The sequence below is a fragment of the Haladaptatus sp. T7 genome (genome assembly GCF_026008575.1).
GTDB lineage: Archaea > Halobacteriota > Halobacteria > Halobacteriales > Haladaptataceae > Haladaptatus > Haladaptatus paucihalophilus.
Window position 1 is genome coordinate 139,257 of record NZ_BROP01000001.1, and the last position, 19,148, is coordinate 158,404.

A 19,148-nucleotide genomic window follows, 5' to 3' on the forward strand; every position below is an offset into this window, starting at 1 on the left:
TTGTAAATGACTGTTATGTGCTAGCAAGCCGTCCATGGGGTCGATATGTACCGCGGAACCGGAGACGGCCGATGGGAGAACGAGGAGGACGTGTTCGTCATCGACTCCCACATTCACTTTTGGGACGCGAGCGAAGAAAACATCATCCACGAGGGCGGCGAGCAGTTCATCCGGTGTTTTTACGATTATCACACCGGATTCACGCCCGCGGAACGCGAGTGGACGCTGGAGGAGTACCGGAAATACTCGCAAGAGCGCATGATCGAGGACCTGTTCGGCAACGGTGCGGTCGATATGGGAATCTTCCAACCCACGCACTTGGAGGAGTTCTACGACGAGGGGTTCAACACGGTCGATAGGAACGCCGACTTCGCCGACGACCACGAGGACCGCTTCATCGTCAACGGTCGCTTCGACCCCCGCGAGGGTGAGGAGGGACTGCGGGAACTCGAACGCCAGAAGGAGGAGTTCGACATCCAAGGCGTGAAACTCTACACCGCCGAGTGGCTCGGCGATTCGAAGGGTTGGCGACTCGACAGCGAGGAGTCCTTCGAGTTCTTGGAGAAGTGCGCCGAGTTGGGTATCGAGAACATCCACCCGCACAAGGGACCGACGATTCGGCCGCTGAACAAGGACGCCTTCGACGTGAAGGACGTGGACGACGCCGCCACGTCGTTCCCGGACCTCAACTTCGTCGTCGAACACGTCGGGCTGCCGCGGCTGGACGACTTCTGTTGGCTGGCCGCCCAAGAACCCAACGTGTACGGCGGGTTGGCGGTGGCCGCGCCGATGGCACAGAACCGCCCGCGGAAGTTCGGCGAAATCATGGGCGAACTGCTCTACTGGCTCGGCGAGGACCGCCTGCTGTTCGGGAGCGACTACGCGCTGTGGAACCCCGACTGGTTGGTCGAGACGGTGATGAACGCGGAACTGACGGACGACCAGAAGGACGAGTACGGGGTGGAGTTGACGCCCGAAGTCATGCGCAAAATCATGGGCGAGAACGCCGCCCAGTTGTACGACATCGACATCGAGGAGAAAAAGCGTCAGTTCCGCGAGGACGCCATCACCGAACAGTTCGGCTTGGAAACCCACTACGAGACGACGGACTCCACGGCGGCCGACTAACGATGTCCGCGGACGATTCGAACTCCGACGGTTCGGAGCGAGACGGCGGACGGAATCCGACCCGCGCGGCCGTCCGGTCGGCGCTCGACGAGGTGACCGACCCCGAACTCGACCGGTCCATCGTCGAACTCGAATACATCGACGACATCGCCATCGAACCCGGCGAACCGACGGACCTCGATAGCGCCGGGGAATACGGTAGAATCGGGAAATACGACGGAATCGGGGACCTCGAAAGAAACGACGAGTCCGGCGCGCACGTCGAGGTGAGCTTCACGCTGCCGACGGCGTGGTGTTCACCGGCCTTCGCGTGGATGATGGCCATCGACGGGCGCGAGGCCGTCGAGTCGCTGCCGGGCGTCGCCCGCTGTGAGATGCACCTGAACGACCACATGCACGCCAGCGAGGTCACGGAGGGGGTCAACGGCGGTCGAGGTTTCGAGGAGACGTTCCCCGACGCCGACGGGGGGATCGAGGCGACCCGCGCGACCCTCGACTCGAAGGCTCGGCTCGCGCGCCAGTACGTCGCCGTCGAGGCGCTGTTGGCGGCGGGGGTGACCCACGAGCAAATCGCGGCGATGTCCCGCGGAGACTGTCACCGTCTCCCCGGCGGGGAGTCCGTCGCCATCGACGTGCGGGGCGGTGCGCTCGCGGTCGTCGTGGACGCCGACCCGCTGGACCGGTATCTGGCAAAGGCCGAGCGAGTGGGCTGTTTCGCCGACGGCGACGACCGCCTCTTTCGGACGCCGGAGGGCGACCCCATCGACCCGGACCGGGGAGAACTCGTCCACCGCCGGGCGCGGCTCGCACGGGTGAACATGGACGGTCAAGGAGGCGTCTGTGATGCCCTCCACGAGGCACGTCGTTCCGAATCAGCGCGTCGGTAGCCGCGTCTGTCGGGAGCGTTCACAGACCGCCGCTTCGAGGTCCAACAAGCGTCGTTTCGTCGCGGTCCCGTCAGCCGCCGAATAGCCCTTCAGCGACCCGTCGCTCCCCACGACGCGGTGACAGGGAACCACCAACGGGACGGGGTTTCGACCGCACGCTTGCCCGATGGCGATGGGTGTCGTATCGAGGGCCGTGGCGAGTTCGCCGTACGTCCGCGTTTCTCCGTACGATATGTCGGCCATCGCGCTCATCACGGTCCCGGTCATCCCGTCGGGAAGGGTAACGCGGAGGTCGAATTCCACGCGGTCGCCCGATTCGTACTCTCGTATCTGGTCCCGGATTTCGTCGCTCGATTCCGCGACGAGCGACTCGTCGATGTCGATTGTAGTCTCGAAAATATTGACGTTCATGACTGTGTGTTCGATTCGTCCGTGATCCTCGAAGGTCGTCGGAACGGATAACCCCTCACCTCGGACTGAAACTGATAATCCGTCCGAAGCCGACCCGACCGTCTCCGCGACGCACTCGACATCGAGCGACACGACACCCTCAAATATTAATTACTCTTTCTAGAAATAATAATTAAGTACTGGAAGTGATGATTAGAATTGTCGTCGGTGGGCGACCGAGACCCACCTGCATGTGGCAGTCAGTCGGGTGAGCGGTGGCTACCGGCGCAGTGGAGATACCATGAATACTGACGAGTCAAGCGAATCGACGGGCGACAGCGTAACGAACGGCGAACGAACGACGGGCGGATTTCATCGTCGGCAGTTCCTGAGTACCGCGGCGGTCGCACTCGGTGGCGCGTTCGCCACCGGCACTGCGAGTGCGGCCTCGAACGACGTCCACACCGAGGCGTTCGACGGGAACGACTGGACGCTTAGCTGGCGCGACGAGTTCGATGCCGGGTACATCGACACCGGCATCTGGAACTTCGAGACCGGGAACAACAACGGGTGGGGGAACAACGAACTCCAGTACTATCGGAGCGATAACGCGTGGACCGAGAACGGCCACCTCGTCATCGAGGCCCGCGAGGAGCAGTACGGCGGGTGTGATTACACCTCCGCGCGGATGACGACACAAGGCAAGTACAACAAGCAGTACGGGCGTGTGGACGTGCGCGCCAAACTTCCGTACGGACAGGGCATCTGGCCCGCCATCTGGATGCTCGGGTCCGACATCGGCTCCGTCGGGTGGCCCGACTGTGGCGAAATCGACATCATGGAACTCATCGGCTCCGACCCGGACACCGTTCACGGGACCATCCACGGTCCCGATTCCGGCGGAGCGGGCGTCGGCGGGTCCTACAGCCAAAGCAACTGGTTCTCGGACGCCTACCACACGTTCACGCTGACGTGGTACCCCGACGCCATCAAGTTCTTCGTGGACGGTCAGCAGTTCTTCGTGACCACGCTGTACGACGCGCAGAACGCGGGCCGAGAGTGGGTGTTCGACGACGGACCGTTCTTCTTCCTGCTCAACGTCGCCGTCGGCGGGGACTGGCCCGGCGCGCCGGACGCCAGCACGCAGTTCCCCCAGCGCATGGAAGTGGACTACATCCGAGTCTACGACTGGGTGTGAGCAGGCGCGAGGCGTTTCGGAGAGCGTCGAAGGGACGGTCGAATGCTATCTTTTGCGGCATCGTGCGAACAGCAGGCGCTCATTCATCTCCCTTCGAAGCACCCGGCGTGATTCCCAAAGCGACCGGACAGCCACAGGGCTGGCACGCGTGGGTGTCCGGCCCGCGCGTCACGACCAGCAGGACGGGCGCGCCACAGCGCGGACAGTCGGGGAACGGTTCTCGGGGCGAATCGTCCGGTGAGTTCTCGGAGCACATGAGTTCGAGCGCGTAAACACGGACGCCACCACGGGCGCGATTCCCGACGCTTCGGCTCTCCACGGGGGCTAACGAGGAGTGTGTGGCCCGCGGATGGCTTCCGTGATGAGAACAGTGTACGGTATTGACTTATAATTTGGCAGTCTAAACTGCCATTTTGACAATCTAAAATGTCAACACGATGACGAACCAAACCGAGTAAGTATTCCCTCGTGGTGCTTCTGTCAATGACACGGCGAAAGCGGGGACGCTGGATGAATACAGCGACGGACCCCGTTTTGGAATTCTTGGACGACCACGATATCGCCGTCCCGATTGGCGTCCTCGACAACGAACTTCACCCGGGCTATCGAACCATAAAACGAGCCTTGGAAGAGTTAGAAGCCCGTGAGTTTATCGAGCGCGACGCAAACTATTCGTCTCATTTTCGGATTACCGAGCGAGGGCGGGCGTATTTGGCTGGCGAGTTTGATGCGAGCGAATTGGAACTGGACGAGGAGTAGTTAAGGCATACGCTAGCGGGCAGAGTGGATAACCCCGATGGACGAGCGGATTTTGGAGTTGCCACAGTCCGCTGGCATCGTTCTTCCGCACCGCGAACGAAGTGAGCGGGCCGACGAGCGACCAACGGGAGCGAGGAGTGCTTTTGATCAACCTTTTACAGGGAGCCAACAGGAGTGGCAACGACAGTTGCCACTCCTGAATGCGACCGTCGTAAAAGGTTGTAGTGGACTCGCCGGGATTTGAACCCGGGGCCTCTCCCATGCCAAGGGAGTGATCTACCACTGATCTACGAGCCCGCGTCTGCATTCACTTCTTCCGTGCGACCATTGATAAACCTCTCGAAATCGCCCCACCCCCGGCGCGGAGTACCACACCACTCTCCTCGTGTCCCTGATTCCGGTTTTACGTCGGACATGACCACGATACTGACCGCGAAAGCTTCCGTCCGCTCGTCACGTGTTGTTTTTACTGGAACGGTGATTGGCGTCCGTGAGAAGCAGTTTCCGAAAGCCCCCGCCACGCTCGCGGTCGCTCGCCGACATATCGCGGACCTCTCCGCACCGCTCGGTCCGCGATAGTGGCCGCCGAGCAGACCACGATGAACGCGACCGGGCGGCCCCTTTCAGTCCACCCAAATACCGCAACCGCACAGCACCGCAACGGCCACGCCCTCCCCAACCGATTGCGCTTCTCGGCCTCCGGCCTCCGATGCTCATCCCTCGCGTGATAATCAGCAGGCCCTCGGCCGTGATGGCCTCGGGCCTGCTGGCGCACGCGCCGCGCGGCTGGTCAGTACTCGCGTACCTTCAACGGTATTAAAACCGGCATCGTGTTGTAGCGAGCGTAGCGAGGGCGTTCGAGGACTTCGGCCCTGTCGTCGTCCCGGCACGCTCCGCCGAAACCGGGTTCGAATGGAAACCCTTTAACCCGCGAGAACGGAACGCGTCTGTAGGGAACGGCACAGCCGCAAATCCGACTCGTCGTGAGATTTCACGGCTCTGGGATTGCGGACGTGCAACGTGACTCATGTCACGACTGGCGGAACCCACCGCCAGCACAGCGGCTCGTGCAGTTCCTATCCTCAAACAATGGCACGAATGCACACACGACGTCGCGGGTCGTCCGGTTCGGACCGCCCCGTGACCGACGAACCACCGGAGTGGAGCGATGTAGATGCTGACGACGTGGAAGACCGCGTCGTCGAACTCGCGGAGGACGGCTACAGCCCGAGCGAAATCGGGCAGAAGCTCCGCGACGAGGGGGTGACCGGCACGCCGGTCCCGAACGTGAAGCTTGCAACGGGCAAGAAAGTGACCGAAATTCTCGAAGAAAACGACGCGGCGAACGAGCTGCCGGAAGACCTCGAGAACCTGATGGTTCGCGCCGTGCGCCTCCGTGAGCACGTCGACGAGAACGGTCAGGACAAGCAGAACAAACGCGCGCTGCAGAACACCGAGTCGAAGGTTCGCCGCCTGGTCAACTACTACCGCGGCGACAAGATCGACGAGGACTTCACGTACTCCTACGACAACGCGAAAGAACTCCTCGAATAGATGTCCACGTCCGGTCGAACCGCAGCCGAGGACGCCCGAACCGCGAGCGACATCGCCGCGACGCTCCGCGACGCCGACTTCGTTCGGATCGTCGCGCACGCGGACGGCGACGCGCTCGCATCGAGCGGCCTCCTCGCCCGCGCCTGCACGACAGTCGGGATTCCGTTTCAAGTGAGTGCTACCACCTTGCCCACCCGACGAGTCGAGTCCCGTGACGACGAGTGCGTCGTGGCGGTCGGCGCGACGGGCGGCGACGTGGTACTCGCCACACGCCCGACGAGCGCCCTCGCGTTCGATATCGCGGCCGAACTCGGCGGAACCCCCGACCCGGTGCTGGCCCTTGCCGGTACCGTGGCGGCGGGATTCTCGCCGGGTGCGGGCGATACCGCGCGACTGCTCGATGCGGCGGACGGCCGACTGACGCGACGCCCCGGCGTTTCGACGCCGACGGACGACCTCGCGGACGGACTGGCCCATTCGACCCTCTTTCACGCCGGATTCTCCGGCGACGCGGAGGCGGTGCAGGCCGAACTCGCGGAACTCGGCCTGCCGGTCGAACTGGACGACGACGCCCATCGACACGTCGCCTCGCTCGTCGCGTTCTCGGTCGCCGGACCGGCGGACGCGACGCCGCGAGCGGGCGAAACCGTCGAACGGGCGCTTCGTCCGTACGAACTCGGTGACGACCACCCGTTTGCGACGCTCGGCGGCTACGCCGACGTGCTCGACGCGGTGTCTCGGGAACAACCCGGCACCGGCATCGCGCTCGCACTGGGTCACGACGCACGTGCGCCCGCGCTCGACGCGTGGCGGACGCACGCGACGGCGGCCCACGCGGTGCTCCGCGAGGCGACGACGGGTCGATACGACGGCCTGTTCGTCGCCCGGATGGACGACGCACCCGTTGCGACGGCGGCGCGACTCCTCGGCGATTTCAGGTCGCCGGAACCGGTCGCGCTGGTCGTCACCGACGACGAGGCCGCCGCGGTCGCCGTCGGCGACCGGAGGGAGGACGCTGATTCGGACGGCACCGACCTCGGGGACGCCATGCGGCGGGCCGGGTCGCGGCTCGACGGCCACGGAACCGGAAACAGACAGCGGGGATACGCGCGGTTCGACGCGGACGCGAAGGAGTTCCTTTCGGCGTTCCGGGAGGCGCTATGAGACGAGCGACGATTCGAACGGAGCTGGAGGACGCAGAACGCATCGCGGCGGCAGTCGTGCCCGACAACACGCCCGAAATCGATACGAGCGTCGAGGACGGCACGATTGTGACGCACATCGAACGCGAGACGACCGGCGGACTCCAGACGACCATCGACGATTACGTCGTGAACCTCTCGGTGGCAACACAGGTAGTACAGACGGCAAACCAACACACAAACACGAACTATGAGTGAACGATCAGTCTCGAAGAAATCACAGGAAAAGCGGTGGTACACCGTTCTCGCTCCCGAGCAGTTCGACCGAGAGGAGCTTGGAACGACCCCCGCAGACGAACCGGAGAAGGTGCTCGGTCGCACCATCGAAACAACGCTCGGCGAACTGACGAACAACGCCAGCGAAAACAACACGAAGTTGGTCTTCAAGATCAACGACGTTGGTAGCGATGCGGCGTACACGGAGTTCGTCCGCCACGAACTCACCCGCGACTACCTCCGCAGTCTCGTTCGACGCGGCGCCTCGAAGGTAGAGGCGTACGTCACGGTGCTGACCTCGGACGACTACCGCGTCCAGATTCAGCCCGTCGCCTTCACGACGAAGAAGGCGGACCACAGTCAGGAGATGGCCATCCGTCGCACGATGATCGACATCGTGCAGGACGCCGCGAAGGACCACACCTTCCAGGACCTCATCGACAGCGTCGTCGAGGGTCGCCTCTCCAGCGCGATTTACGGCGACGCGAAGACGATTTACCCGCTTCGCCGCGTCGAAATCCAGAAAGCGACGCTGGAAGCCCACCCCGAAGAGGTCGCCGAGGAAGAGGAGACCTCCGTGGACGTGGACGAAGAAGAAGCCGAAGTCTAAGCGACGCTTCGCGTTTCGTTTTTTAATCGAGCAAAAACCGACGGCAGTTACTTCGCGGTCACTTCTCTTTGACGACGATGGTCCCGGACATGCCCGCTTTCTCGTGCGGAATGCAGAAGTAGGCGTAGTTTCCGGGTACCGTGAACGTGTGCTCGAACGTCGTCCCTTGGTCTACCGCACCTTTGCCGTCCATCCACGCATCGCGGGCGGTCTGCTCGTCGTCGTAGCCGCCGGAGGCGAAGTACTCGGCGTCCTCCGGGATGCCGTCCTCGTAGGCGGTGACGGTGTGGCGTCGCATTCCCGTGTTTTTCCAGACGACGGTCGTTCCGGCTTCCACCTCGAACGTCTCCGGGTGGAACGCCATCGCGCTCATCCCGATGTCGAAGTCGCCATCCGAACCGGACCCGGACCCCATGTTCATCACGCTCGAACACCCTGCCAAGGTGGCGGATGTCGCGCCGACGACTCCGGCCAAAAACGCTCGGCGGTTCATGCTTTACGCTCTGATTTCCCGTCGTATATGTCTCTCGAAACGTGATTCAGCGGGGCACACCACGAACGATACCGACCAGCATCGACCAGTATCGACCAACATCGCACGGAACGAAGCTGATCTCCATCGAACGGTACCAATCAGTGTTAATCAGTGCTAATCAGTGCCGATTAGTACCAATCAGTACCAGACGGTCGGGTCCGAATTCAGCAGCGCTCCTCGCAGATTCGGTCGATGATTCGACCGGTCGAGAGCAGTTCGTCGTCGTCGGGGTCCAGCGGCGAAGCGCGCCGAACGACGCACTCGATTCCGCGTCGGTCGAGTTCGGCCTCGATGGCCGCGTCGTCGTGGTGCTGGTCGTAGCCCAACACGATGATGTCCGGGTCGAGGTCTTCGATGGGGGAAAAGATGTCCTCGGGGTGGCCGACGAGCGCGTCGTCCACGACGCCGAGCGCTTCTATCATGTCCCGGCGTTGGCGATTCGACAGAATCGGTGGTTCCTTGTGCGTTACGTTCTCCCGACGCGCGATGATGACCGACAGTCGGTCGCCCATCCCCGCGGCGTCGCGGAGGTAGTGGACGTGGCCGGGGTGAAGGATGTCGAAGGTTCCCTGTGCGAGTACGTGTGTCACTTATCTCTCAGCTCCTCGTCGATGTCCGCCTGCGTGAAGTCGAAGAACGATTCCGCCTCGGGCAGTTCCACGTCGAGCACGTCGAGTCGCTGTGGCTCTCCGTGTCGGTCGAACGCCTGCCAGCTGTTTCGCTCGTAGGGCGCGCCGATGATGATGTGGACCGCTCCCTTCTGGAACGTCCCCAAATCCGTATCGCTCGGCCTGAGGACGCCGTTCGGGTGCGAGTGCACCGACCCGACCGCCCGGATGTCGTTGGGGATGGTGCTCGTCTTCACCGTCGCGCTGACGCTGTTCGACTCGGTGCCGGGCATGACGAGTACGTCGGTGATGACGAGGCCGTCGCGGTCGAGGCCGAGTTTCCTCGCCTCCTCGCCACGGAGATAGCCCATGTACTCGTTCGGATGGGCATCGCGGGAGGCTTCGAGCGCGAACGTCAGTGCGCCCTCCGCGATACCGAGAATTTCGTTCGACCGGAACAGCCGCATGTGCTACACTCCGTCCGCCCGCGTTCTAAACGTTGCGAAGGGAGCGGGTCGTCTCTGGCGGGGCGAATCGTCGTGAACGACTGTGGTGGAATCGGTTCGCGGGCGGAGCAGTTGCAAAGCGTTAAAAATAGTGCGGCCGAAAGAACGCACAAGATGAATCCCGCTGAAGACGGTCCCGATGGTGGACCGGATACTCCCGTCGTGTACGAACTCGCGGCGGACTGTACTCTCTCCGATGCGTCTGAGGGCGAGCTGTATCACGCTGTCGTCAACGGTGTCGTCGACTACGGCGTGTTCGTCGACCTCTCCGACTCGGTTTCCGGTCTCGTTCACGAATCGAATCTCTCTACCTCGTACGACGTCGGCGACGAACTCGTCGTCGAACTCGTCGAAGTACGCGATAACGGCGACCTGAGTTTCACGCCGGTCGATATCGACGACCCCGAAACCGTCGCCGTCGCCCACGAGTACGAGGTCGCCGAAACCGGCAGCCTCGGCGAGCAGGTCGGTGACACCGTCCACCTCGAAGGCGAAGTCGTCCAGATAAAACAGACGGGCGGCCCGACCATCTTCCACGTCAGCGACCACACGGGTGTCGTCCCCTGTGCCGCGTTCGAGGAGGCGGGCGTCCGTGCACATCCCGAAATCGATATCGAGGACCTCGTACACCTCGTCGGCGTCGTCGAAGAACGCGACGGTGCGCTGCAGGTCGAAGTCGCGTCCCTCACCGCGCTGGAAGGCGAGGAAGAGGACGTCGTTCGCGACCGAATCGAGACGGCGCTCGACGAGCGAGCGGAACCCCACGACGTGGAGCCGCTCATCGAGTGGCCCGCGCTCGAACAGCTGTTCCCCGACCTCGAAGAAATCGCAAAACAGCTCCGTCGCACGGTGCTCGAAAGCCGACCGATTCGCGTTCGGCACCACGCCGACGGTGACGGTATGTGCGCGAGCCTCCCGGTCGAACTCGCTCTGCGCCGCTTCATCGAGGAGACCCATCAAGCGCCCGAGGCCAAGCGCCACCTGTTCAAGCGCCTGCCGAGCAAGGCACCGTTCTACGAGATGGAGGACGTGACCCGCGACCTAAACTTCGCGCTCGAAGATCAGGCCCGACACGGCCAGAAGCTCCCCCTTCTGCTCATGCTCGACAACGGAAGCACGGAGGAGGACGTCCCCGCGTACGCCAACCTCGCACACTACGACATCCCGATTCTCGTGGTCGACCACCACCACCCCGACCCCGAGGCGGTGGACCCCTATATCGACGGCCACGTCAACCCGTATCTCTACGACGAGGATTACCGCATCACGACGGGGATGATGTGCGTCGAACTCGCGCGGATGATATGGCCCGACATCACGGACGAGCTCCGCCACGTTCCCGCGGTCGCGGGAATCTCCGACCGCTCCAAGGCCGACGCGATGACGGAGTACGTCGAACTCGCCGAGTCGGAAGGCTACGACGAGGAGTTCCTCTCGGACATGGGTGAAGCGCTCGATTACGGCGCGTTCTGGCTGAAGTACGACCCCGGACGGAACCTCATCAACGACGTGCTCAACGTCGGTTGTGACGACGAGGAACGCCACCGCGAACTCGTTTCGTTCCTCTCCAACCGCGCCGAGGAGGACACCGAACAGCAACTCGACGCCGCGATGCCCCACGTCAAACACGAACGATTGGCGAGCGAGGCGCATCTCTACCGCGTTGACGTCGAAAATCACGCTTACCGGTTCACCTACCCGCCGCCAGGAAAGACGACCGGTGAAATCCACGACCGCAAGGTCAAGGAGACGGGCGAACCCGTCATCACCATCGGCTACGGCCCGGACTTCGCCGTCCTCCGAAGCGACGGCGTGCGCCTCGACATCCCCGAGATGGTCACGGAACTCAACGAGGAGGTCGTCGGCGGCGGCGTCAGCGGCGGCGGCCACCTCGTCGTCGGGAGTATCAAGTTCGTCAAGGGCATGCGCGAGCAGGTGCTCGACGCGCTCGTCGAAAAGATGGCCGACGCGGAACTCGACGAGGACCTGCAGAGCACGACGGTCGGACACCAGCAAGACGACTGAACTCCCCGCTGGCTTAGCGTTCTGACTCGAATCGAACCTCCCGTTTTGCGATCCATACCGCGCCAGCGACGCCGACTACGACGAACGCGGCGAGACCGACCGGGAACGTCTTTTCGCCATCTCCCCAGTCGGCCGTGAACACGCGTCCGTAGTACGCACCGGCCGCGTCCCCGTGGAGGACGACGGCGACTTCCCGGTTCTCGCGGGCAGAATGGTTGTTCCAGTTCAGGCTGCCGACGACGACGTGTCGTCCGTCCACGACGACGCCCTTGGCATGAATTTTCTCGTAGCCGTCCGGGTCGGCGAGTTTCACGTGGAGGGGAAGTCCCTCGTCGTCCGCCCGTTCGTTCAACCAGTCGGCGACCCGCCGATTGTCGTCGCGGACGTACCACGCGCTGCTGAGGAGGATTTTGACTTCGACGCCGCGGCGGGCGGCGGCGAGCGTCGCGCGGACGAACGGTTGGCCGATGCCGCCTGCCGTCATCTGCTGGACGCAAATTGACTCGTTCGCCGACCGAAGGAGCGAGAGGACGCCCGATTCGGCGTTGTCGGGCGCGACGAGAACGCTCACGGAATCGACGGGGACGCGCTTCGGACGAAACCGCGTCGGGTAGCTTCCGTTCGCGGGCGAGGCGGGGGTGAAGGACCGCCCGGCCCTGAACTTCGACCACGAAACCGTGTCGTTCCACGACGTGTCGGCGACGAACACCTCCCGGAGGTCGGTCGCGGCGTCGCGGCCGACGACGACGCCCCAGCCGCGACTGGCGTGGCCGCCGACCCCCGCCGGTTTCCAGTTCTCGGTCAATACGACGGCCTCGTCGTCCGCGACGGCGTACTTCGCGTGATGGAAGTCGTACCGCCCCAGTTTTCCGCCGATGACTTCGACGGTGACGCCGTGAGCGGCGAGGTCGTCGAGGACGGTCGCCTCCCGCGTCGATAGACCGCCGACCGGCGCGTCATCGACGACGACGTGAACGTCCACGCCCCGGTCGGCCGCCGCGATGAGGACGTCCGCGATGCGACGGGAGGTGAACGAGTATCCGGCCAATAGGATTCGATGACTCGCATTCCGGAGGACGTGCGCGGGGACCTCCGGGTCGTCCGGGAGCACGAACGCGCGGACGCTCGTGGCGTCGGCGCGAGCGATTGATAGGTTCGTCGCGCCCAAGGGACGCCACTTCTTCGTCTTCGGTCGCCAGCACTCCCCGTCCGGGGCATCGGCGTAGCTGACCACGTCCACGCGCTGGGGAACAGTCTCGTTTCGCCACAACGTGATCGTTTCACCCGAATTCGCGAGCGAGAGGTTTGAGAGCGGGAGGGTTCGAAACGAGGTGAGCGATTGGGTACGGTTCGGTGCCGTGGAGAACGCGATACGCCCCGAGACGGTTCGGTCCGGGAGGTCGGCGGTCGCTTCGCCGTCCGAAATCGCCCACTCCGAGAGGTTCGTTCGGTTCTGGAAGGCTACGAGGACGAACTCCCCCGCATCGTCCATCGCCACCGGATTCGGGTACACGGCGACGATTCTCGGCGTGCGGTTCGTCGAGGATGATGCGGAGGCCGAGACAGGGGTCGATACCGTGGGGGGAGTTGTCCCCGGTCCCGACCCTATCCCGGACGCCGATGCCGGGGAGACGGCGAGCACCAAGAGGAGCGCGAACGCGACTTTGGCGGACACGGAGCGAAGTGGTTTCGTCTTCCAATATAAACGCTCGGAGCGGTGGATTTTTGTCCGCTACCTTCGCCCACTCTGTATGGTCGACGTTCCGATTATACTCGAACTGGCGGGATATGCGTTGGGTGCTCTCGGTGCAGTTCTCGTCTTCTTCGAGTTCTTTCAGGTACCGAACTACATCGAGTATGACCCTGATTACAACGACTACACCCTCGACATCTCGCCGATGGAAGTCAGACAGTACACGTGGATCGGTCGCGTCGGTGCGTTCTGTCTCGCCCTCGCGTTCGCGCTCGAATTCTTTGCGACGTTCCTCGCTCAGTGAGCAGGGTGAACGATATCCTCGCAGGACGGACATTCGGCGAACCGTTCTGACCCATCCTCGGTGTCGTACTCGATGAGAAGATAGCCACTGGTGATACTGTTTCCGCAGTTCGGACACATACCGAGACGGGAAGATTCGGTCGCCATGAACCTCTCGGCGAGAAAAAACGGATTCGGGGGACTTCGTTATTGACCGATTATACAGCGGTAAGGAGTGCTTACTGGCCGATTACAGCGCCTTTTCCGCTTCGCTCTGGACGATGTACGCGCGGTCGTCGGAGTAGTCGCGCACCGCGTCGAGCGCGCTTTCGGTGCCGATTTGGTTCAACGCCCACGCGGCGCTCGCTCGAACGGAGTCGGAGTCGTCGTTTTCGAGCGTGTCCGCGAGTGGCTCGATGGCGCGCGTGTCGCCGATGCGACCGAGTGCGCGTGCGGCGTAGCTTCGAACGTCCGCATCGTCGGCGACGAGTTGGTCCGCGACCTCTTGGGTCACTTCGTCGCTTCCGATTTCGCCGAGCGCCTTGATGACCGTCTTTGCCATGCCGGGGTCGGCGTCGACGTAATCGATGATGGTGTCGATGGCGTCCTCGCTGCCGGTCTTGCCGAGGATACGGATGGCGTCCTTGTCGCGCCGCTGGGCGCGCTGGAGCATGGGTTCCACGGCGTCCTCATTGCCCATCCGTTCGAGCGCTTCGAGGCAGTGACGTTCCATGAAGTTCGACTGAAGGGAATCGAGCGCGAGGAGCACCATGTCGGCTCGGTTGCGCTTCTCCCAGACCTTGAGTGCGCCCCACTCAGGCGGGTAATCCTTGCGGTGGTCGAGCACGTCGTAGTACCCTTCGGCTTCGAGTTGCTCGCGGGTGGACAGGTCGCTCCACTCTTCGGCGTCGTCGACGCCCGACTGCAGTTCCTCGGTCGCTTCGACGAGCGTTTCGAGAGTGTCCGCGTCCTCGTCCGGGTCGAGGTCCGCGTCGCCGATGGCGGTCGCCGCGGTTCCGAGGATTTCGGCGAGGTCGTCCGCGTTGCGCGAGAGCGTCACGCTGAAATTCGTCCCGAGCGCGTCCTGTACCGTCTCGGCGAAGGATTCGACGACGGTGACGAGTTCTTCACTCCCGTCGTCGGTCCAGCGGGTGTCCGTGATGGTCGCCGCCGCGTCTTCCACGTCGCTGATGACGTCTTCCGCGTACGGCCCGCGCTGGTCTTCGAGTTCGTCGCGGAGGTCCGAGAGGCGCGTTTCCAGTTCCTCGCGCGGGTCCTCCGCGTCCTCGTCGTCCTCGTCCGGTTCGGGGAGGTCAGCGCTTTCGAGCAGTCCCTCGATTTTGTCGAGTTGCGCTTCTACGACGTCGAGTTCGGCCTCCGTTTCGGCGTCTTCGAGTTCGGCTTCCGCGCTTTCGAGTTGCTCCTCTACGGTCTCCGCACTGACGAGTTCCGTCTCTTCGGCCTCGGAGTCCTGCGTCTCCTCGGCGTCTTCGTCGCTCATGCGTCCACCCCCGGCTGTGCCGTTGCTCTCATATGCGAAAAATTCGGACCGTAGCCGTCAAGAGCGTTTCCCTTCTGTCGTCTTCGCCGAGGGGGTCTTCCCCTCCGTCTCGCGCCAGTAGAATCCCGGCCCGAGGACGAGGTAGGCCAGCGCGAGCGTCAACAGGGCGTACGGAAACGCCCGTCCCTTAAAACCCGGCACGAGGATGGCGAGCGAGTGGACGACGCCCATGATGAGCGCGTCGCGGGCCAACAGGTCGGGATAGGTTATCGTCGAGACCATCAGTCCCGCGAGGACGAACGTGAGCGCGACGACCACGATGGGGTCGGTGAAGCCCGCGAGGACGCCCGCGGCGAGGATGACGGACGCGAGCGTCGTCGGAATCCCCTCGGTCACGTCGTCGTCGGTGTCGTAGGCGGTGTACAACCCGAGCCTGACGATGGCCATGGCGACGAACAGCGCCCCGCCGAGCGTCGCAATCGCCACGCGAAGCGGGTCGTGGCCCCACGTCTGGCGCACGACGGCGACGACCAGCATCGCCGGTGCGACCGAGAACGAGGCCACGTCGGCCAGCGAATCGAGATACGGCCCGGCCGCGGAACTGCCGACGTGGCGGGCGAGCACCCCGTCGAGTCCGTCCGCGACGGCGGCGAGCAGGACGAGGCGCGCGGCCAGCCTCGGGTTCGCGGTGGCGACCGAAACCGCCAGAAAGCCGAGCGCGGCGTTCGATACTGTCACCGCGTCGGCGAGCGAAAGCCGACCCACGAACCGGGGTTTCATACTCGGCGGGTAGTGCGAGCGTGGGTGATACCTCTTTTGAAATCCCCCCGACCCATCGGCGGACGGAGGGGTCGAAATCACCGACGAACGCGGCTCACCACTCGACGAATTCCCGAATCCGGTCGAACGCGGCTCGCTCGCGCTCGCCACCGCACGTCCGCGCAACCTCCTCGAAGTAGTCCAACCGAGAGCGGAGGTCCGCGTCGTCGAACCCGTCCACCCCCAGCCGGGACGCCGCTACCGTCGCCTCCACGACCGCCGCGAAACCGCGGTCCGTCAGCGGCACCCGCCGCTCTCGAACCCTCGACTCGACCGGCGTCAGTTCCCACTCCTCCCAGCGCGTGCCGTCGGTTTCCCCCGCTCCAATCTGTTCGGCCTCGACTTCGACCCACGCGTCCGCGGAATCGAGGACCGGCTCTTCGTCCTCCCGAATCGAGAGCGCGGCCTCCGCGAAATCCACGGGGTCGCGGGTGAACTGGACGACGCCGCCGCCCTGCCGGTGAAAGTTCCGCCGCGTCCGGGTGTTGCCCCACGTCCGGGCGGTTACGGGAGCGGAGGCACCCGCGTGGAGGCCGAGCGCGGCCGCGTTCCACAACCCGTTCGGTCCGAGCGTCGTGACGACGGATTCGGTCACGCCGCGCAGTTCGACCGGCCAGTCTGCGTCGCTCACGGCGAGACGCCCCGTTCCAACGCGACGAACAGGCCTCCGGCCACGATGTCGGCGGTCGTGCCGGGGTTGATTCCCTCCTCGACCAACGAGTCGGCGAACGCCGTGACGAGTTCCGAGTTCCCCTCGCGCGCCTCCTGAAGCGCTTCCTGGGCCCGGACGAGGACGCTCTCGGCGACCTTCTTCCCGTGGCGTTTCGCCACGAAGGTGTCCGGTTCGTGGGCGAGGAATTCGAGGTACACCTGCGCCGCGCGGGCGGAGATGCCGCCGTCCAGTTCGGCGATTCGTTCGCTCGCTTGGAACGTGCGCGGGAACCCGTTCGTCCATTCGCGGGCGATGCCGTCCTTGTCGGCGCTCAGTTCCATCACGTCGTAAAGCGTCGTGTCGGCCTCTCTGAGGGCCGGAATCGCGTCGCTTCCGCGGCGAACGTCGAACTCGTCCATTCCCTCCGGCGGGTCCGAGACGGCCACATCGACGTGTTCGAACGCGCGATAGAACCCCTCGGCGTCCTCGACCGTCGTCGTCTCCACGACGTCCGTTACCCCCTCGGGCGACAACTCGTCGGCTTGCACCAGCGGAACCAACAACAGCAACGCGCCGAACTGGGTGTTGCCACCCTCTTGGTGGCTCATGCCCTCGACGGCCTGCTCGAACGCCTCGCCGACCGGTTTTCCTTCCTCGGCGGCCCTGAGTCCCTCGCCGGACCCGATGGCCCCGGCGAGGAAGTGCTCGAAGCGCAAGTCGGGAAAGTCACGGTCCCGGTCCACGTTTCCGGGTTTCGGCGTCCCGGCGACCTCCAGCAACAGTGCCAGTTGGGCGTGTTCCGCGGGCGTCATACCGCCACCTCCGCGAACCACTCGTCGGTCGCGCGACGGACCCGCGACAGCACCTCGGGATTGTCGCTCGGTCGCCCGACACTCACCGCGTCCGCACCGTAATCGAGGTACTCGGCGACCGTTTTCCCGTCGCGGACGCCGTTGTTCGCCACGAGGAAACAATCGGTGGCGTCCGCGACGTCCGCCACGACGCGCTTCGAATCCATCGCGTCGATGTGGACGATATCCGCACCCGCGTCCGCGGCCCGCCGTGTGACCCGTGGAAGGTTCACGCCGGGAACTTCGGTTCGAACCTTGACGCTCACCGTGGCCCCCGTTTCGGCCGCCGCGCGAACCTGTTGGTAGAGGCGGTTCGCGTCTCGGAGAAGTGATTGTCCGGCACCCACCGCGCACATCTCTTCCTGTCGGCAGTGGGCGTTGAGTTCCAGTATCGCGCCGTGACGTTCGCACACGTCCCCGACGGCGCGAATCGGCGGAAGGGTGGCGGAGCGGACGTTGACGCCGGGGCGAATCGGCACGTCCGCGAGCGCGGCGAGTTGCTCGTCCACGAACGAAACGGGGTCGTCCGGCAGGAACTCGTTTCGGTTGCGCGACACCAACTGCCTCGCCGCTTTCCGCGTTTCGTCGTCCAGCGCGATGCCGCCCAGGAACGCCGCGCCGACGTGTTCCGACGCGGTGCGCGCCCAGTCCGCATCTGACTCTCCACTGAGGCTGGCGAGCGCGACCCGTGGCTCGAACATCAGGCCACCTCCAGCGCGTCGCTCACAGTGCGGGCGACGCGCGCCGCGTCCGCCGCGTCGTCCATCTTCGTGTCCGTTCGAACCGTCGGGCGGTCGAGCGTCGTTCCGTCCTCGTCGTCCAGGACGAAGGCATCGACGAACGGGTACGCCTCCGCCACGCCCGCCGTGCTCGGTTGGTAGCCGACCGCCTCCATCAGTTTCGCCGCGGGTCCGGAGAAGGCGCGGTCCTCGACGAACGGCGACACCGCGACCACGGTGGTCGATTCGAGCGCGTCGCGGATGGCGTCGATGGCGAGCATCGGTCCGATGCTCGTCACCGGATTCGACGGGCCGATGACGACCGGTTCGTCCGTCAGCGCGTCGAGGGCGGCGGGCGACGGTCGGGCCTCGCTCGCGCCGCGGAACTCGACGTCCGTGACCGCCGGTTCGCCGCCGCGTGCGACCCAGAACTCCTGAAAGTGCATCTCCCCGTCGGGCGTGTGGATGATGCTCGCAACGGGGTCGTCGCTCATCGGAACGACGTCCGTCGGCGAATCGAAGGCGTCGGCCAGAATCCGCGTCGTCTCGGTGAGCGTCTTCCCTTCGTCCAGCAACCCCGTCCGTGTAACGTGCACCGCCCGGTCGCGGTCGCCGAGGAGCATGAACTCCGCGACGCCCGAGAACCGCCGCCAACGAGAGATGTCCCGTCCGCTCGTCTGCCGGTCGTCCGAGAGGTACCGCGGTCCTCCGTCGAGTCCTGCCGACTCAGCGAGGCGATGGAGTTCGTCGTGCGTCGCCGTCGTGTCGTCGGCGATTCCCCACCACAGTTCGCGGTCGAGGACGTCCCCTTGCTGGAACAACACCGTGTCGATGTCGGGACAGACGAGGAGGCCGCCGAGTTCGACGTCATCCCCCGTGTTGCCGACGACGGTCGTCTCGGCGCGCGAAACGACCGACTCGGACCCCTCCAACAGTTTGGGGGTGCCCGTCCCCCCTGAGAGAAACGTGACCATGTTTCGGAGTCCTTCGAGAGAGGGCATAAAGCCTCGTCC

Annotated in this window: 22 protein-coding genes and 1 tRNA gene; 11 read left to right on the plus strand and 12 right to left on the minus strand. The window is 64.3% G+C overall.

Annotated features, from left to right (window positions below; translation table 11 throughout):
- Positions 1-45 precede the first annotated feature (45 nt).
- Complete coding sequence (locus OPC11_RS00810; protein WP_264780725.1) at positions 46-1,128, plus strand: amidohydrolase family protein; 1,083 nt, start codon at positions 46-48, stop codon at positions 1,126-1,128.
- 2 nt (positions 1,129-1,130) lie between these two features.
- On the plus strand, positions 1,131-2,015 hold the full coding sequence (locus OPC11_RS00815) for an iron-sulfur cluster assembly protein (protein ID WP_264780726.1): 885 nt from the start codon (positions 1,131-1,133) through the stop codon (positions 2,013-2,015).
- Here OPC11_RS00815 and OPC11_RS00820 read toward each other — a convergent pair.
- Positions 2,001-2,426, minus strand: a complete 426-nt coding sequence (locus OPC11_RS00820; protein ID WP_264780727.1) for a methylated-DNA--[protein]-cysteine S-methyltransferase — start codon at positions 2,424-2,426, stop codon at positions 2,001-2,003. The genes OPC11_RS00815 and OPC11_RS00820 overlap by 15 nt on opposite strands.
- 280 nt (positions 2,427-2,706) lie before the next feature.
- Here OPC11_RS00820 and OPC11_RS00825 point away from each other — a divergent pair, with 280 nt between their 5' ends.
- The 3 genes from OPC11_RS00825 (at position 2,707) to OPC11_RS00835 (ending at position 4,362) form a co-directional block, all read left to right on the plus strand.
- Complete coding sequence (locus tag OPC11_RS00825; RefSeq protein ID WP_264780728.1) at positions 2,707-3,603, plus strand: glycoside hydrolase family 16 protein; 897 nt, start codon at positions 2,707-2,709, stop codon at positions 3,601-3,603.
- Between the two features lie 107 nt (positions 3,604-3,710).
- Positions 3,711-3,875 (plus strand): hypothetical protein, encoded by a 165-nt coding sequence (locus tag OPC11_RS00830; protein WP_264780729.1) that lies wholly within the window; start codon positions 3,711-3,713, stop codon positions 3,873-3,875.
- A gap of 271 nt (positions 3,876-4,146) precedes the next feature.
- Positions 4,147-4,362, plus strand: a complete 216-nt coding sequence (locus tag OPC11_RS00835) for a hypothetical protein (protein ID WP_264780730.1) — start codon at positions 4,147-4,149, stop codon at positions 4,360-4,362.
- Between the two features lie 225 nt (positions 4,363-4,587).
- Here OPC11_RS00835 and OPC11_RS00840 read toward each other — a convergent pair.
- Positions 4,588-4,659 (minus strand) — tRNA-Ala (locus OPC11_RS00840).
- A 792-nt stretch (positions 4,660-5,451) separates the two neighbouring features.
- Here OPC11_RS00840 and OPC11_RS00845 point away from each other — a divergent pair.
- The 4 genes from OPC11_RS00845 to OPC11_RS00860 are packed head-to-tail and all read left to right on the plus strand — an operon-like array spanning position 5,452 to position 7,944.
- Entirely contained in the window at positions 5,452-5,916 is a 465-nt protein-coding gene (locus OPC11_RS00845; RefSeq protein WP_069450223.1) for a 30S ribosomal protein S15, read from the plus strand.
- The gene (locus OPC11_RS00850) at positions 5,917-7,080 is read left to right on the plus strand and encodes an exonuclease RecJ (RefSeq protein ID WP_264780731.1); all 1,164 of its coding nucleotides are present in this window, start codon (positions 5,917-5,919) and stop codon (positions 7,078-7,080) included. It abuts the gene before it with no gap.
- Positions 7,077-7,316 carry a KEOPS complex subunit Pcc1 gene (locus OPC11_RS00855; protein WP_007980254.1) on the plus strand — a complete coding sequence of 80 codons (240 nt, stop codon included), beginning with the start codon at positions 7,077-7,079 and terminating at the stop codon, positions 7,314-7,316. Before OPC11_RS00850 ends, OPC11_RS00855 begins: the two co-directional genes overlap by 4 nt.
- Positions 7,309-7,944: a 30S ribosomal protein S3ae gene (locus OPC11_RS00860; protein WP_007980256.1), complete on the plus strand. Its 636-nt coding sequence runs from the start codon at positions 7,309-7,311 to the stop codon at positions 7,942-7,944. Before OPC11_RS00855 ends, OPC11_RS00860 begins: the two co-directional genes overlap by 8 nt.
- A gap of 58 nt (positions 7,945-8,002) precedes the next feature.
- On the opposite strand, the gene OPC11_RS00865 is transcribed toward OPC11_RS00860, so the two are convergent.
- The 3 genes from OPC11_RS00865 to OPC11_RS00875 all read right to left on the minus strand — a co-directional run bounded on the left by OPC11_RS00865 (position 8,003) and on the right by OPC11_RS00875 (position 9,554).
- Positions 8,003-8,437 carry a plastocyanin/azurin family copper-binding protein gene (locus tag OPC11_RS00865; RefSeq protein WP_007980258.1) on the minus strand — a complete coding sequence of 145 codons (435 nt, stop codon included), beginning with the start codon at positions 8,435-8,437 and terminating at the stop codon, positions 8,003-8,005.
- Positions 8,438-8,643: 206 nt separating this feature from the next.
- Complete coding sequence (locus OPC11_RS00870) at positions 8,644-9,069, minus strand: adenylyltransferase/cytidyltransferase family protein (RefSeq protein ID WP_007980260.1); 426 nt, start codon at positions 9,067-9,069, stop codon at positions 8,644-8,646.
- Entirely contained in the window at positions 9,066-9,554 is a 489-nt protein-coding gene (locus OPC11_RS00875; protein ID WP_007980262.1) for a Mov34/MPN/PAD-1 family protein, read from the minus strand. Before OPC11_RS00875 ends, OPC11_RS00870 begins: the two co-directional genes overlap by 4 nt.
- A gap of 153 nt (positions 9,555-9,707) precedes the next feature.
- On the opposite strand from OPC11_RS00875, the gene OPC11_RS00880 reads away from it, so the two are divergent.
- The gene (locus OPC11_RS00880) at positions 9,708-11,618 is read left to right on the plus strand and encodes an OB-fold nucleic acid binding domain-containing protein (RefSeq protein WP_018128712.1); all 1,911 of its coding nucleotides are present in this window, start codon (positions 9,708-9,710) and stop codon (positions 11,616-11,618) included.
- Between the two features lie 13 nt (positions 11,619-11,631).
- On the opposite strand, the gene OPC11_RS00885 is transcribed toward OPC11_RS00880, so the two are convergent.
- A complete protein-coding gene (locus OPC11_RS00885) occupies positions 11,632-13,293 on the minus strand; it encodes a phospholipase D-like domain-containing protein (protein ID WP_264780732.1) in 1,662 nt (553 codons plus the stop codon).
- 76 nt (positions 13,294-13,369) lie between these two features.
- On the opposite strand from OPC11_RS00885, the gene OPC11_RS00890 reads away from it, so the two are divergent.
- Positions 13,370-13,615 (plus strand): hypothetical protein, encoded by a 246-nt coding sequence (locus tag OPC11_RS00890; RefSeq protein ID WP_073096504.1) that lies wholly within the window; start codon positions 13,370-13,372, stop codon positions 13,613-13,615.
- Between the two features lie 228 nt (positions 13,616-13,843).
- Here the strand turns inward: OPC11_RS00890 and OPC11_RS00895 are convergent, their stop codons facing one another.
- The 6 genes from OPC11_RS00895 to cofD all read right to left on the minus strand — a co-directional run bounded on the left by OPC11_RS00895 (position 13,844) and on the right by cofD (position 19,109).
- A complete protein-coding gene (locus OPC11_RS00895; RefSeq protein ID WP_264780733.1) occupies positions 13,844-15,094 on the minus strand; it encodes a HEAT repeat domain-containing protein in 1,251 nt (416 codons plus the stop codon).
- A gap of 57 nt (positions 15,095-15,151) precedes the next feature.
- The gene (locus OPC11_RS00900) at positions 15,152-15,874 is read right to left on the minus strand and encodes a protein sorting system archaetidylserine synthase (protein WP_264780734.1); all 723 of its coding nucleotides are present in this window, start codon (positions 15,872-15,874) and stop codon (positions 15,152-15,154) included.
- Between the two features lie 94 nt (positions 15,875-15,968).
- Positions 15,969-16,544, minus strand: a complete 576-nt coding sequence (locus tag OPC11_RS00905) for a DUF447 domain-containing protein (protein ID WP_007980277.1) — start codon at positions 16,542-16,544, stop codon at positions 15,969-15,971.
- Positions 16,541-17,377 (minus strand): triphosphoribosyl-dephospho-CoA synthase, encoded by an 837-nt coding sequence (locus tag OPC11_RS00910; protein ID WP_264780735.1) that lies wholly within the window; start codon positions 17,375-17,377, stop codon positions 16,541-16,543. The genes OPC11_RS00905 and OPC11_RS00910 overlap by 4 nt, the downstream gene beginning before the upstream one ends.
- Positions 17,374-18,117, minus strand: coding sequence for a tRNA-dihydrouridine synthase (locus OPC11_RS00915; RefSeq protein ID WP_264780736.1), 744 nt, complete (start codon positions 18,115-18,117; stop codon positions 17,374-17,376). The genes OPC11_RS00910 and OPC11_RS00915 overlap by 4 nt, the downstream gene beginning before the upstream one ends.
- Positions 18,117-19,109: a 2-phospho-L-lactate transferase gene (gene cofD, locus OPC11_RS00920; RefSeq protein ID WP_264780737.1), complete on the minus strand. Its 993-nt coding sequence runs from the start codon at positions 19,107-19,109 to the stop codon at positions 18,117-18,119. The genes OPC11_RS00915 and cofD overlap by 1 nt, the downstream gene beginning before the upstream one ends.
- Positions 19,110-19,148 lie beyond the last annotated feature (39 nt).